Raw genomic sequence first — 12,690 nt, 5'->3', positions numbered from 1 at the left:
ACCATAACGCAAAACTGTCAACCTGAGCCGGACAGTCTTTCAATTTCCATCTACTTATTGCCTCACCGGGTAACCAGTAACCTTCTCCTCACTCGGACGAATTCACGTCCCGCCAGGAGATTTCATCATGCTGACTCTTCGCAAAGCCTCCGATCGCGGCCTCGCCAATCACGGCTGGTTGAAGTCGTTTCACACCTTTTCTTTCGCCAGCTACCGCAACCCGCGTGAACAGGGTTTCTCCGATCTGCTGGTGATCAACGATGACCGGGTCGCCGCCGGCAAAGGCTTTGGCCAGCACCCGCACCGCGAAATGGAGATCTTTTCCTATGTGCTCGAAGGCGCGCTGGAACACAAGGACACCCTCGGTACCGGCTCGGTGATCCGTCCCGGGGACGTGCAATTGATGAGTGCCGGCAGCGGCGTGGCGCACAGTGAGTTCAACCACTCGGCCACCAAGCCCGTGCACTTTCTGCAAATCTGGATCGTGCCGGATGTCAGCGGCGCCAAGCCGCGCTATCAACAGGAACACTTCAGCGCGCAGAAAAAACGTGGTCGCCTGCAACTGATCATCTCGCCGGACGGTAGCAATGGCTCCCTGAAAGTCCGTCAGGATGCACGGGTCTACGCCGGGTTATTTGACGGCGAGGAAAGTGCCACGCTGAAATTGCCGGCCAATCGTTACGCTTACGTGCACGTTGCGCGTGGCAGCGTCGAACTCAATGGCCAACCCTTACAGGAAGGCGACGGCGTGCGGGTTCGTGAAGAACAGCTGCTCACCTTGAGCAACGGGGTCGATGCCGAAGTGCTGGTGTTCGACTTGCGGCCTCAGGAGTTGCCGGAAATGCCATGATCTGGCGCGATGCAGAACGGCCTTCCACTGAAGGCCGTTTTTTATTGCGGCGGCACTGCTGAGGGTTGTACGACAGGTTTGGGTGACGATACCTCTTTGCCAATCTGAATCGCTGCCAGCGTGGTTTGTATCGTGGTCAACACCGCCGCCTGATTGGCGAAATGTGCGCCAACCAGCAAGGAGGCCACGCCGAGGAAATGCACAGTGGTGGCAGCCCAGTAATTGGCCTTTACCGTCGATGCCTGTCTGATCGCTTCCCGCGATTCGTCGGCAATTTTCTGCACGCCCATCCACATCACGTCATAACGCTTGTCCCGTTCCTGTAGTGCCTTGTCCCGCTCTGCCTGAGCAGCCAGGAACCCGCGAATGTCGGCGCGCATTTCTGCCACGCGGCCATCCATCCTCGTCTCGATGGTTTCTATCCTGGCATCGAATTCTTCGCGACTTATGCTGCTCATGGTTTGCCTGTCCCACCCTGCATTCGATCTGTCCGTGACCGCATATTGACTCACTTCCCTGATTTTCAATTCGGCACCTTTCTATGGCTACGCGGCCTTCCCTGGCTCTTCGTTTCGATGCGTCACTGAGGTCTGCATCGAGCTGCAGTGACAATAGAACTCATCACGGACTACAACAAGCCGGCCCATTCTGTCTCGGACGTAGGCTGTTTCGTCAGCAGTTGTAGCCTCGGCAAAACCCTGAACCAGTTATTCGTTTTCCAGCACAAAAGCCTCAACGATCTGCTCGATGACCGCCCTTACCCGCGCGGTGTGACGCAGGTCGGCGTGGGTGACCAGCCACACTTCATACGGCAGCGGCCGGGTCCGCTCCGGCCAAAGTCTGACGAGGCCATCGCGTTCGCCCATGTATACCGGTATCTCGCCTATCCCGAGGCCTGCGGCAAGGGCTCGACGCACCAAAAGGCTGGAGCTGAGCGTGGCGACGATGCGTCCGCGGGTCAACGGTTCAGAGACCAGCGTTAGGTCTTTTTTGCTCTGTAAGTACGGCTGATACACCACCAGATCATGACCCTCGAAAGCGTTGCCGGGCTGGGGTTCTCCATGGCGCTCGACATAGGCCTGTGCTGCGAAAAGTCCTACAGGCCAACGGGCGATTCGCCGAGCGATGAGATCCGGGTTATCCGGCCGAGTATTGCGCACCGCGATATCGGCTTCGCGCTTGGCCAGACTGAGAATCTGCGTCGATGCATCCAGCTGGATCTGTACATCCGGATGCTGATCATGCAGGCGCGCCATCGCCGGGATGATGAAGTCGATGGCCATCGAGTCGGTGGTGCTGACCCGTACGTTACCGGTCAGACGATCGTCCAGCCCGTGGATGTGCCGCTCCAGTTCCAGTGCCGAATGCTCCATTTTTTCCACACTTTTACGCGCCGCTTCACCAACACTGGTCAGCGCGTAGCCATCGGAGGTACGCAGGAACAGCGTCGCGCTCAAAGACTTTTCCAGCGCGGTGATGCGCCGCCCGACAGTGGCCTGGTCCACGCCCAGAACCCGTGCAGCACCGCGCAAGGTCGACTCGCGACAGACCGCCAGAAAAACCCGCGCATCATCCCAATTCATGCTGATCCTCATCGAAGCATTTTTGCATCACTCTGCCGCTTAATCGCTGCATATGCGCAGCCAAGATAGCCGATAAGCTGAGTGCCATACACCTCTTGTGAGATCGCTATCATGCGTACTGCAAATTCCTCCGGCATCTGGCTGCCGATCTTCGCCGGGCTTTGCGCCAGCCTGGTCAGCATTGGCCTGGCGCGTTTCGCCTACACGCCGCTGATCCCTTCGCTGATTCAGGCGCAGTGGTTTTCCGCCAATGATGTCGTCTATCTCGGCGCGGCCAATCTGGTCGGCTACTTGATCGGCGCCCTGCTCGGTCGGCCCATGGCCCATCGACTGGGTAACCGCAACGCCTTGCGCCTGATGATGCTCGCGGTCACGGGAGCGTTTTTTGCCTGTGCTTATCCGCTCTCGGTGAGCTGGTTCTTCGGCTGGCGTTTGCTGTCCGGCATAGCCGGTGGCGCGATCATGGTGCTGGTGGCGGCAACCGTGCTGCCGCACGTTCCGGCGCCGCGCAGAGGCTTGGCCAGTGGCGCAATCTTCCTTGGCATCGGCCTGGGGATTGCAGGCTCCGGCACCATCGTGCCGCCACTGCTGACTCTTGGCTTGCAGGCAACATGGCTGGGGCTGGGCGCGCTGGCGTTGTTGCTGACCGCGTTGAGCTGGTTCGGCTGGCCTGCGGATACCGCGCACCCTGTGGCTGCGCACGCAACGTCGGCTGATGAGCCGACACCGTCGGGCGTTTACCTGTTGTTCGCTCAATACGCGTTCATGGCCGCCGGGCTGGTGCCTGCCATGGTGTTTCTGGTGGATTACGTGGCTCGCGGACTGGGCGCCGGGGCGCATATCGGCGCAATGGTCTGGGTGATGTATGGCCTCGGAGCGATTGTCGGGCCGGTGACTTACGGCTTCCTGGCCGACCAGCTTGGCGCCCGCACTGGTATTCGACTGGTGTTGGTAGTGCAAGCCATCGCCCTCGGTTTGCTCGCCGTCTCCCATTCATTTCTGGCGCTGGCTTTACTGGCGGTGATTCTCGGCTCGTTCCCGCCGGGCATCGTTCCGCTGGCCTTGGCCCGCGTGCATGAGCTGGTGCCGTCGCATCACCGTCAGCAGATCGCCTGGAGCCGCGCCACCGTGTCGTTCGCCACCTTTCAGGCGCTGGCGGGGTTTGCCTACTCGGCGCTGTTCAACGCTTCAGGTGGTCAGCACACACTGCTTTTTGTAATCGCCGCTGGCGCGATCGTCGTCGCTCTACTGCTGGAGCAAGCCATGCGCTGGCTGCCCTCTACAACTGAAACCCGTTGCGCGGCGAACTGAAGGGAATCATTGCGCGCTGCCAGCGCTCCCATCTACACGACCTTTTTCACAGGAATCGACAATGTCACTGCCCAACGAAATGACCCGTATTGAAATCACCGAACCCGGCGGCCCTGAAGTATTGCAAGCCAAGCGTGTGCCTCTGCCAACCGTTGGCGAAGGCCAAGTGCTTATCCGCGTTCACGCTGCCGGCATCAATCGCCCGGATGCCTTGCAGCGCGCCGGCAGGTACCCGATGAAACCCGGCATGGACCCGATCCCCGGTCTGGAAGTGGCTGGCGAAGTCGTCGCGGTTGGCGCCGGAGTAACGCGTTTCGCGGTCGGCGATCGGGTCTGTGCTCTGACCAATGGCGGCGGTTACGCCGAGTATTGCGCGGTACCAGCCGGTCAGACTTTGCCTGTGCCGGATGGAGTCGATTGGGTCCAGGCCGCCGCGATTCCAGAAACCTTTTTCACCGTCTGGGCCAACCTGTTCGGCCTCGGCGGTGCCAAGGCCGGCCAGCGCGTGCTGATTCACGGTGGCACCAGCGGTATCGGTACCACAGCGCTGATGCTCTGTCGTGAATTTGGCATCGATGCGTTTGCTACCGCAGGCAGTGCTGAAAAATGCGACGCGATCCGTCAGCTTGGCGGGCAACCGATCAACTATCGTGAGGAAGATTTCGCCAAGGTCATTGCCCAGAAAACCGCAGATCAAGGCGTGAACGTGATTCTCGACATCATGGGTGGCTCGTATCTGAACGGCAACATCAGCGCACTGGCAATGGATGGCCGACTGGTGATGCTCGGCTTTCTCGGCGGCGCCCGCGCCAACGACATCGATCTGCTGGCGATCCTCGGCAAACGCGCAGTGGTCACCGGCTCGCTGCTGCGCGCGCGTACCGCTGAGGAGAAAGCCGCCATCGCCGATCAACTGCAAGAACACGTTTGGCCTGCCCTCAGCGCCGGGCGCTGCCTGCCGATCATCGACAAGGTTTACCCGCTGGCTGACGCGGCTCAGGCCCATGCCCGCATGGAGGGCGGCGATCATATCGGCAAGATTGTGCTGCAAGTGGCGTGATCGATTGCAGCATCTTGTAATCGTTGGGCGTGCACGGTGGTCGAAAAACAGTCACGCGCAGACCGAGGCATCTGGTAAAAAGCGTTCTTTGTCTGCGCTGTGGTGAAACGATTAATGTTCCTGTCCTTCCTGACCCGCCTGCGACGCCGCCGCTTGGCATTCGCCATGATGGCCGCGCTGATCATTGGCGTGCCGACGAGTTGTGCGGTGCTGGAACACACCGAGCGCAAACTGTTGTTTCGCATCGAGCCGGGCACCGCCGGCTGGTATCGCGGTCTGCCCGGCAGCGTTCAGGAACTCGATCTGCAACCGAAGAGTTTCAAGGCCGGGCAGAACATCCATGCCTGGTGGTGGCCGGCGGAACGTGCCAATGCCCCGGCAATCCTTTATTTGCATGGCGTGCGCTGGAACCTCACCGGACAGTTGTTCCGCATAGAGCAACTACGCGCGGCGGGCTATTCGGTGCTGGCCATCGATTATCGCGGGTTCGGCCAAAGCAAGGGTGATCTACCATCCGAAAGCAGCGTTTATGAAGATGCCCGCGTGGCCTGGGAGCGCTTCCAGCTGCTGCAACCGGACCCGAACAAGCGCCTGATCTACGGCCACTCTCTCGGCGGTGCGGTGGCGATTGATCTGGCGGCCGAGCTCGGACAGAACGCGGCGCGCAACAACACACCTCTGCCGGTTCGCGGTCTGGTCATCGAATCTACCTTCACTTCTCTCGCCGACGTAGCTGCCGCCGTGGCCAACACCTCGCTTCCTGTGCGTTGGCTCCTGTCGCAGAAATTCGATTCCATCGACAAGATCGCCGACATTCACATGCCACTGCTGGTGGTGCATGGCCTGGCTGATGCCTTCGTGCCGCCGCGCTTCAGCGAGCAGCTATTCAACGCCGCAGAGCAGCCCAAACGCCTGCTGCTGGTGCCCGGCGCGACGCACAACAACAGCATGGCGCTTGGCGGCCAGGGCTATCGCAAGGCTCTGGATGCACTGATGCAGACCAAAGCGGCGCCGCGGGTTGCCGGGCCGGCAGTCGCCAAGGGCTCTCGCGATTCCTGAGCTGTGTAAATCAGTCCTGAGAAACCGGCATCAGCGCCGAGCTAACTCATGGCGTACGCATTGTTCGTAATAGGTCTGCTTGACCGCTGCCGGTTTGAGCTTCGAACTGCTGTTGTAGGTCTGCTCGGTAATCCCCATCGCTGTCATGCGCATCCAGGGTTGCTGGAATCGGCGAACCTGCAATTGCTTGCGCGCGCCATACAGCGAAACCCCGGACAGTTTTGATCGCTGCGCACCGGCAGCAATATCCGAGCCCCAGGTGCAGGCAAAGCGATGGCCCTTGCTCAACTCCTTTGCCTGCACTCCCGAGGCGATCAAAGCCAGGGAAAGCGTCACAACGGTGATGACAATCGTGCGCATATAGCCAACCTAACCTTTTGAAAAAAGGCGATTTTGCCGGTGCGAAATACCTATGGGGGCCAGCAATTTGCCTGCTGTCGCGAGATTTTTGATCCGGCTGAATACAATCAGGCTTCGCCGCTCGTCCAGTACTGCGCACCTTTGGCAGACAGGCTTATCCAAAGCAGTACCTCCCACCGCGTAGAAGGCCCACGTGATGAACAAGAAAATCTTCGCAATGTCGTTTTTCAGTCTGTGCTTGATTGGCCCGCTCCACGCTTGGGCAGCCGAAACGACAGCGGGCGCTGCCACCCCCGCCACCGCCCTGCCCGGTGTCAATCATGCACAAAGCTCTAGTGACCATGATGAGAAGGCCAACAAGAAAGGTGAAGAGTCTTCAGGCGCCAATGCGGGCTCAGAGCCGCACGAGACGGAGAAGGATGCGGCGACGTCGAGCGACTCTGAAGATCTTGAGAAAAAACCCGCTCAGTAACCAAGGACTTTGCAATTCATAACGAAATACCGACGCCGAACTAGCGCAATACAGGGTGATATCAATATGATGCGCGCACTGGCCACCATAGAAGGTGGCCAGAGGAAAATACATCCAAGGAATGCAAATGAAAGATTTCGTCATCGGCGTCAACAACATCGTTCTCTACATCGCACTGGCGGTCATTCTGATCGTTTCCCTCTTCATGATGAGCCAGAGCTTTCTTTCGGGTCTCGGCATGTTCGTAGGCGGCACCCTGGGCTGGTGCATCGTCTCCGGCTTCTGGTTCGTGCAATCGGCGACCTACGAAGAACTGCGCAAGCTGAACTCGAAAACCAGCTGATCTGCGCCGAGTATTCGTTAAATAAAAAGGCCAATGTCATCGACATTGGCCTTTTTATTTCAGCTTCGAAAGGATTGATTAGTCATTGCTTGGTGCACTGAGCGCCCAGCCCCATGCCCATGGAACCCAGAGCAACCATCGGGCCGCTCGGCAGTTCGCACGTATATTCGCCACTTTCGGTTTGCGCGGTGTAGAAGGTTGTATTGAAGTCGCTGCGGATATTTGAAACCTTGATTACGGGTTTGCCGATGGTGGTCTGTGCGCGATTCTTGAGATCACTCTCTCCCGGTTTGACGGTCTGGCATCCAGTAACTGCGAGCGCCATTGTTGCGAATAAAGCGAGAACCGGGATAGTCCTTGATGAGTTCATTGCAGATCGACCTTTTTGATTTTCATACCGGAGAAATACTGGCAATAACCTGCCAAGCGAAATGACTTTAAGGTCGAGCCAGAACGGGGGCAATTAGGTCGGATGTGCTAATGGCTGAAGGCTAGCCTCACCTGCATGAGGTTGTGCAACTGCTTTCCGGTTGCCGGCCGCTGTTAATCGGTTTGGAAAACGTCTACCCGCAAGCGATCGCCGCCCTCCTCTCGGCAATCGATACGGACCGGCAAAAACAGGTGAATGACTTCGATGTTGCTGCGCAGATGATCAGTCATGCGCGGCGTGGTGAACGATCCGCCACCGGCCAGCGCCATCGGCAACAGCAACTGATCGGCCAGATGCTCAGCGACAGCAGCATTACTGCACAACCAGTCGACGGCCTGATTGATTGCGGCATCGGCCACCTTCTCGGCGCGTAACGACACTTGGCCAAATGCGCTGAACACCTCAGTGACATGCTCGAAAACATACTCCAGCAATAACACATTGCCCGGACCGCGTGCCGGGTCAAGCGCCACAGGTTGCAGCGCCTCCACTGGCCAGTTCAAACGCTTGGCCACCTGACTCAGCTCTCGCTGAGCGACAGTGGGTGCGAGACCTGCGGTCAGCGCCAATGCGCGTCGTGAGACTGCCTCGCCGCGCTCACACAGGTCCAGGCGCGTGAGGCGCGAGGGCTGCACCTTCACCGCAATTTCGCCACCGCCAGCCGGTACGAAACCATGACGCAGCAACTCCAACTCGACATCGCCGCCCATGCGCCGCAGCAGCGGCAACCAACTGCGCGACAGGAAATCCGTCGGCGGTGCCAGCGGATTATGCGTGCCACCGGAGATCGTCACCCGACTGGCCTTCGATGCCCGCAACAAGGCAGGCAGCAACGTCTGCAGCACCAGCGTGCAGCTGCCGGCCGTGCCGATAGCGAACTGAAAGTCGCCGCCGCGAATTTCGCCCGGTTCGAAGCTCAGGGCTTGCGACCCCAGATGCGCACCAGATATCTCTGCACCACAAACCTCGGCCGCCGCCACCACGGCTGTCAGATGCTGACGCAGCAATCCCGGACGACTGCGTCTGGCGCGAATCTGTTTAATACGAAACGCCCGACCTGTCACCATCGACAGGCTCAACGCACTGCGCAACACCTGGCCGCCACCGATGGCGCCGTCCAGTTCGATTATCTCTTTCATTGCAAATCCTTACGCGTATAGCCCGACGGTGTCTCTGAGGTACCGTTAAACCGTCGTGGGTCTTCCTGAGTTACGATCAATATTGATAATTCGCGCTTCAGCTCAGCCGCGATGAACCGGGGCAGCGCCGGACGCAGAATTCACGCCAGCGCTGTAGTTCCTTAGCCTTTGACGCACACCACCTGACGCAGGGTGTGCAGCACTTCCACCAGCTCACGCTGGGCGTGCATGACTTTGTCGATGTCCTTGTAGGCCATCGGAATTTCGTCAATCACCGCTTCGTCCTTGCGGCATTCCACGTGGGCCGTGGCGCGAATCTGATCGGCGACGGTGAAGGTATTCTTGGCCTTGGTGCGGCTCATGGTGCGCCCGGCGCCGTGGCTGCAGGAACTGAACGACTCTTCGTTGCCCAGACCGCGCACAATGAAACTCTTGGCGCCCATCGAGCCCGGAATAATCCCCAGTTCGCCCTTCTTCGCTGACACCGCGCCTTTGCGGGTAATCAGCACGTCTTCACCGAAATGCCGTTCCTTCTGCACGTAATTGTGGTGGCAGTTGACCGCCTCCAGCGCCACTTCGAACGGCTTGCGGATGATCTGCCGCGTGGCCTGAACCACCGCGCGCATCATCAGTTCGCGGTTCTGTCTGGCGAAGTCCTGCGCCCACCCCACTGCTTCCACGTAATCATCAAAGTGCTGGCTGCCTTCTTCGAAATAGGCCAGGTCACGGTCCGGCAGGTTGGCAATGTGCTGACGCATATCGGCTTGGGCCATCTGGATGAACAGGTTGCCGATAGCGTTGCCGACGCCACGCGAACCGCTGTGCAACATGAACCACACCCGGTTGGCTTCATCCAGGCACACTTCGATGAAATGGTTGCCACTGCCGAGCGTCCCCAGATGCCCCCGGTTGTTGGTGTTGGCCAGTTTCGGATATTTGTCAGTGATCAATTTGAAGCGTGGCTGCAACCCCGCCCAGGCCTGATCGGCTTGCTGAGGAATCTCGTCCCAGGCGCCTTTGTCTCGCCGCGAACGATTCGAACTGCGGCCATGTGGCACCGCTTGCTCGATGGCGCTACGCAGTCCGTGGAGGTTGTCCGGCAGATCCGAAGCCATCAGCGATGTACGCGCAGCGATCATTCCACAACCGATGTCGACGCCCACCGCCGCCGGAATGATCGCGCCGACCGTTGGAATCACGCTGCCAATTGTCGAGCCCTTGCCCAAGTGCACATCGGGCATGACCGCCAGATGCTTGAAGATGAACGGCATTTTTGCCGTGTTCATCAACTGTGCGCGGGCTTCGTTTTCAACCGGGACACCTTCGGTCCAGAGTTTGATGGGCTTGCCGTTGGCGACTTCGAGAAGCTGGTAGGTTTGGTCTTTCATATCTTGGTGTCCATGTTCGTTTCCATCAGCATTGCAGCCGCTGTGCCAGCTTTGGATGCGGCCATGGTTGTTTCTGCTATGTTTTTGATTTTAATAACTTTTATCTCTGATTGGACGAGGCTCGATAATCTATGAAAGACAAATCCGACCAGCAAAATTATCATTGCATATCGTCATTTATCTTATGAGATAAGCATGCCCAACAAACGCACGGTCGCCATCGGATTTATCGGAGCCACCCTGGATCGTGTCGGCAAAGGTGCCAGCCGATGGAATTATTGGCGACCAAGCGTAGGCCTGTGCCAACAAACAGACCTCCCTATCCACCGACTTGAATTGATTCATGGCCTCGACGCGCGCGACGTCAGCCTCGCCGAGCGTGTCCGAGCGGACATCCAGCAGATTTCTCCGAGCACCGAAGTGCGCCTGCATCCAATGTCGCTGCGCAACCCTTGGGATTTCGAGGAGGTGTACGGCGCCCTGCACGACTTCACCACTGCGTACAATTTTGACACCGAGCACGAGGATTACCTCGTCCACATCACCACCGGCACCCACGTCGCGCAGATCTGCTGGTTCCTGCTGACCGAGGCGCGCTATCTGCCAGCCCGGCTGATTCAGACCTCCCCCGCCAAGCGCAAGAACGAGAACGAGCCCGCCTGCGGCACTCACGCGCTGATCGATCTCGATCTGTCGCGCTATGATCGCATTGCCTCACGCTTCGCCAGCAAACGTCTCGAAGGCCTGGAATTTCTCAAGTCCGGCATCGCCACGCGCAACCCGGCCTTCAACCGCTCCATTGAACAGATCGAGCGCGTTGCGCTGCGCTCCAAAGCCCCCATGCTGCTGATCGGCCCGACCGGCGCCGGCAAATCCTTCCTGGCGCGGCGCATCTACGAACTCAAACGTAACCGTCATCAAATGCAGGGACGCTTTGTCGAAGTCAACTGTGCAACCTTGCGTGGCGACGGCGCGATGTCGGCCTTGTTCGGTCACGTCAAAGGCGCCTTCACCGGAGCGCAAAACGCTCGCGATGGCCTGCTGCGCGCCGCAAACGGCGGCATGCTGTTTCTGGATAAAATCGGCGAGCTCGGCGCGGACGAACAAGCGATGCTGTTAAAGGCAATCGAAGAGAAACGCTTCTTCCCGCTGGGCTCGGACAAGGAAGTCGAGAGTGACTTTCTGATAATCGCCGGCACCCACCGCGACCTGCGCAGCCGGGTCGCCGAAGGCCTTTTTCGCGAGGACCTGTACGCAAGGATCAACCTCTGGACATTCGACCTGCCCGGCCTCGCCGGCCGCCGCGAGGACATCGAGCCAAACATCGATTTCGAACTGGAACGCCACGCGCGCGAACATGGGCAACGCGCGCGCTTCAATCTCGAAGCACGCCGACGCTACCTGGCCTTCGCCAGTTCACGTGAAGCAGCGTGGCTGGGCAACTTTCGCGAACTGTCTGCGTCGATTACACGGATGGCGACTTTGGCCGACAGCGGACGCATCGATGAAGCGCAGGTAGACGATGAGATCGATCGATTGCGATATGCGTGGGGGTTGGCGCAACCCACTGCTGTATCAACCGAGTTGCCGGGAGATAGCGAGAGCATGGACTTGTTCGATCGCTTACAGCTGAAGGCGGTTATTGAGGTATGCCGGCAGGCGGACAGCCTGTCGGATGCTGGTCGACAGCTGTTCGGCATTTCCCGGCAGGCCAAGGCGCAGCCTAATGATGCCGATCGCTTGAGGAAGTACCTGGCGCGGTTCGGACTTGAATGGGGCAAGTTAGTGGACACGAAGTGAAGCACAGCGCTCTTGATCGCACTACTTCAATGATGACTGTAGAAAAAATGAATTAGCCGCCTGATCTCTCGGTCAAGAATTATGAACGCAGTAAATCTGACGAGGTGACAGCAATGACTATCCAGGCAGAGACACTCGTACAACTGACCGAAGCGCTCCAAGAGCGCGGCATGAAGATGGTTTCAGATGTTCATTTCACTCGCGCGCCGTACCGATACAACCATCGCTGGATCTGCATCGTAGAGTGAACATGCTTGTTGCCGGCGCCTGGATCGAAGCGTCCAGCCGCCGGCGCCGCTCGGCTTCGCCCCTCAAACCCGGATAACGGTCTCCATATACATCTCGGCTACGTTGATAGCGGATTCGGTGGCAATAAAAAACCCGGCGCGATGGCCGGGTCTCGTACACGAAATAATTCGATGCGCCTATTTTGCGCCGCCGTTATTTCGGCCCGTCTGGGCATCTTGATCTGAACCAGGATTGCCGGGTGGCGGATTCCAGTCCTCTGGTCGTTCGTCGGTACCCTGCCTCGGCTCAGAATCAGCCTGCTCCAGGCCGGAATCATGACCCTCGCCAGAATCAGGGGTTTGTTCGTCTGGTCCCGGATATGGAGCTTCAGGGCCGTTGTTGTCGTCGATCATCATTCTCTCCCGTCAGTGGCGCAGGGCTGCGCTTAATAAGTAAGAGAAGATCGGCGCACAGAGAGTGCTATTTGCTCGACGAGCGGACTTTCTTACTAATCCAAACACTTGGTGCGAGTCGCAGGCGTGATCGAGTAGCCCCGCAAATCTCACACACATGAAAAAGGCCAATGCTGTGAACATTGGCCTAGATCATTGAAAAATATGGTCGGGACGGAGTGATTCGAACACTCGACCCCTAGCACCCCATCTGC

14 protein-coding genes are annotated in these 12,690 nt (G+C 58.6%); 7 read left to right on the top strand and 7 right to left on the bottom strand.

From position 1 onward, the window contains the following. Positions 1-127 precede the first annotated feature (127 nt). Positions 128-850 (top strand): pirin family protein, encoded by a 723-nt coding sequence (locus FEE99_RS14655; RefSeq protein WP_041478573.1) that lies wholly within the window; start codon positions 128-130, stop codon positions 848-850. Positions 851-891: 41 nt separating this feature from the next. Here FEE99_RS14655 and FEE99_RS14650 read toward each other — a convergent pair whose 3' ends face one another. Both FEE99_RS14650 and FEE99_RS14645 read right to left on the bottom strand, forming a co-directional pair. Further along, positions 892-1,377 (bottom strand): hypothetical protein, encoded by a 486-nt coding sequence (locus FEE99_RS14650; protein ID WP_237143819.1) that lies wholly within the window; start codon positions 1,375-1,377, stop codon positions 892-894. Between the two features lie 180 nt (positions 1,378-1,557). Beyond that, complete coding sequence (locus FEE99_RS14645; RefSeq protein ID WP_041478572.1) at positions 1,558-2,433, bottom strand: LysR family transcriptional regulator; 876 nt, start codon at positions 2,431-2,433, stop codon at positions 1,558-1,560. Positions 2,434-2,544: 111 nt separating this feature from the next. Between FEE99_RS14645 and FEE99_RS14640 the strand changes: the two genes are divergently transcribed. From FEE99_RS14640 to FEE99_RS14630, 3 genes are all read left to right on the top strand, one after another. Then, complete coding sequence (locus FEE99_RS14640; protein ID WP_041478571.1) at positions 2,545-3,744, top strand: YbfB/YjiJ family MFS transporter; 1,200 nt, start codon at positions 2,545-2,547, stop codon at positions 3,742-3,744. A 61-nt stretch (positions 3,745-3,805) separates the two neighbouring features. Further along, positions 3,806-4,804 (top strand): NAD(P)H-quinone oxidoreductase, encoded by a 999-nt coding sequence (locus tag FEE99_RS14635; protein ID WP_041478570.1) that lies wholly within the window; start codon positions 3,806-3,808, stop codon positions 4,802-4,804. A gap of 114 nt (positions 4,805-4,918) precedes the next feature. Then, positions 4,919-5,863, top strand: a complete 945-nt coding sequence (locus FEE99_RS14630; protein ID WP_041478569.1) for an alpha/beta hydrolase — start codon at positions 4,919-4,921, stop codon at positions 5,861-5,863. A gap of 30 nt (positions 5,864-5,893) precedes the next feature. On the opposite strand, the gene FEE99_RS14625 is transcribed toward FEE99_RS14630, so the two are convergent. Further along, positions 5,894-6,223: a hypothetical protein gene (locus FEE99_RS14625; RefSeq protein WP_041478568.1), complete on the bottom strand. Its 330-nt coding sequence runs from the start codon at positions 6,221-6,223 to the stop codon at positions 5,894-5,896. Between the two features lie 196 nt (positions 6,224-6,419). Between FEE99_RS14625 and FEE99_RS14620 the strand changes: the two genes are divergently transcribed. Then, positions 6,420-6,695 carry a hypothetical protein gene (locus FEE99_RS14620; RefSeq protein WP_041478567.1) on the top strand — a complete coding sequence of 92 codons (276 nt, stop codon included), beginning with the start codon at positions 6,420-6,422 and terminating at the stop codon, positions 6,693-6,695. A gap of 127 nt (positions 6,696-6,822) precedes the next feature. Then, positions 6,823-7,038: a hypothetical protein gene (locus tag FEE99_RS14615; protein ID WP_041478566.1), complete on the top strand. Its 216-nt coding sequence runs from the start codon at positions 6,823-6,825 to the stop codon at positions 7,036-7,038. Between the two features lie 82 nt (positions 7,039-7,120). On the opposite strand, the gene FEE99_RS14610 is transcribed toward FEE99_RS14615, so the two are convergent. From FEE99_RS14610 to FEE99_RS14600, 3 genes are all read right to left on the bottom strand, one after another. Next, positions 7,121-7,408: a hypothetical protein gene (locus tag FEE99_RS14610; RefSeq protein WP_041478565.1), complete on the bottom strand. Its 288-nt coding sequence runs from the start codon at positions 7,406-7,408 to the stop codon at positions 7,121-7,123. A gap of 173 nt (positions 7,409-7,581) precedes the next feature. After that, positions 7,582-8,607 carry an RNA 3'-terminal phosphate cyclase gene (rtcA, locus tag FEE99_RS14605; protein ID WP_041478564.1) on the bottom strand — a complete coding sequence of 342 codons (1,026 nt, stop codon included), beginning with the start codon at positions 8,605-8,607 and terminating at the stop codon, positions 7,582-7,584. A 161-nt stretch (positions 8,608-8,768) separates the two neighbouring features. Beyond that, a complete protein-coding gene (locus tag FEE99_RS14600) occupies positions 8,769-9,995 on the bottom strand; it encodes an RtcB family protein (RefSeq protein WP_041478563.1) in 1,227 nt (408 codons plus the stop codon). 195 nt (positions 9,996-10,190) lie between these two features. Between FEE99_RS14600 and rtcR the strand changes: the two genes are divergently transcribed. Then, positions 10,191-11,795, top strand: a complete 1,605-nt coding sequence (gene rtcR, locus FEE99_RS14595; protein WP_041478562.1) for an RNA repair transcriptional activator RtcR — start codon at positions 10,191-10,193, stop codon at positions 11,793-11,795. Between the two features lie 425 nt (positions 11,796-12,220). On the opposite strand, the gene FEE99_RS14590 is transcribed toward rtcR, so the two are convergent. After that, positions 12,221-12,436, bottom strand: a complete 216-nt coding sequence (locus tag FEE99_RS14590) for a hypothetical protein (RefSeq protein ID WP_081932478.1) — start codon at positions 12,434-12,436, stop codon at positions 12,221-12,223. Positions 12,437-12,690 lie beyond the last annotated feature (254 nt).

The sequence above is a fragment of the Pseudomonas sp. ef1 genome, assembly GCF_007293365.2.
Classification (GTDB): Bacteria; Pseudomonadota; Gammaproteobacteria; order Pseudomonadales; family Pseudomonadaceae; genus Aquipseudomonas; species Aquipseudomonas siliginis.
Note: the sequence above shows the minus strand (reverse complement) of the source record. Positions and strands in the feature narration are given on the sequence as shown.

Bases quoted from the DNA above. Each gene is read 5' to 3' on its own strand.
- FEE99_RS14655 (WP_041478573.1), top strand. From the start codon at position 128: ATGCTGACTCTTCGCAAAGCCTCCGATCGCGGCCTCGCCAATCACGGC.
- FEE99_RS14645 (WP_041478572.1), bottom strand. From the start codon at position 2,433: ATGAATTGGGATGATGCGCGGGTTTTTCTGGCGGTCTGTCGCGAGTCG.
- FEE99_RS14640 (WP_041478571.1), top strand. From the start codon at position 2,545: ATGCGTACTGCAAATTCCTCCGGCATCTGGCTGCCGATCTTCGCCGGG.
- FEE99_RS14635 (WP_041478570.1), top strand. From the start codon at position 3,806: ATGTCACTGCCCAACGAAATGACCCGTATTGAAATCACCGAACCCGGC.
- FEE99_RS14630 (WP_041478569.1), top strand. From the start codon at position 4,919: ATGTTCCTGTCCTTCCTGACCCGCCTGCGACGCCGCCGCTTGGCATTC.
- FEE99_RS14625 (WP_041478568.1), bottom strand. From the start codon at position 6,223: ATGCGCACGATTGTCATCACCGTTGTGACGCTTTCCCTGGCTTTGATC.
- FEE99_RS14620 (WP_041478567.1), top strand. From the start codon at position 6,420: ATGAACAAGAAAATCTTCGCAATGTCGTTTTTCAGTCTGTGCTTGATT.
- FEE99_RS14615 (WP_041478566.1), top strand. From the start codon at position 6,823: ATGAAAGATTTCGTCATCGGCGTCAACAACATCGTTCTCTACATCGCA.
- FEE99_RS14610 (WP_041478565.1), bottom strand. From the start codon at position 7,408: ATGAACTCATCAAGGACTATCCCGGTTCTCGCTTTATTCGCAACAATG.
- rtcA (WP_041478564.1), bottom strand. From the start codon at position 8,607: ATGAAAGAGATAATCGAACTGGACGGCGCCATCGGTGGCGGCCAGGTG.
- FEE99_RS14600 (WP_041478563.1), bottom strand. From the start codon at position 9,995: ATGAAAGACCAAACCTACCAGCTTCTCGAAGTCGCCAACGGCAAGCCC.
- rtcR (WP_041478562.1), top strand. From the start codon at position 10,191: ATGCCCAACAAACGCACGGTCGCCATCGGATTTATCGGAGCCACCCTG.
- FEE99_RS14590 (WP_081932478.1), bottom strand. From the start codon at position 12,436: ATGATCGACGACAACAACGGCCCTGAAGCTCCATATCCGGGACCAGAC.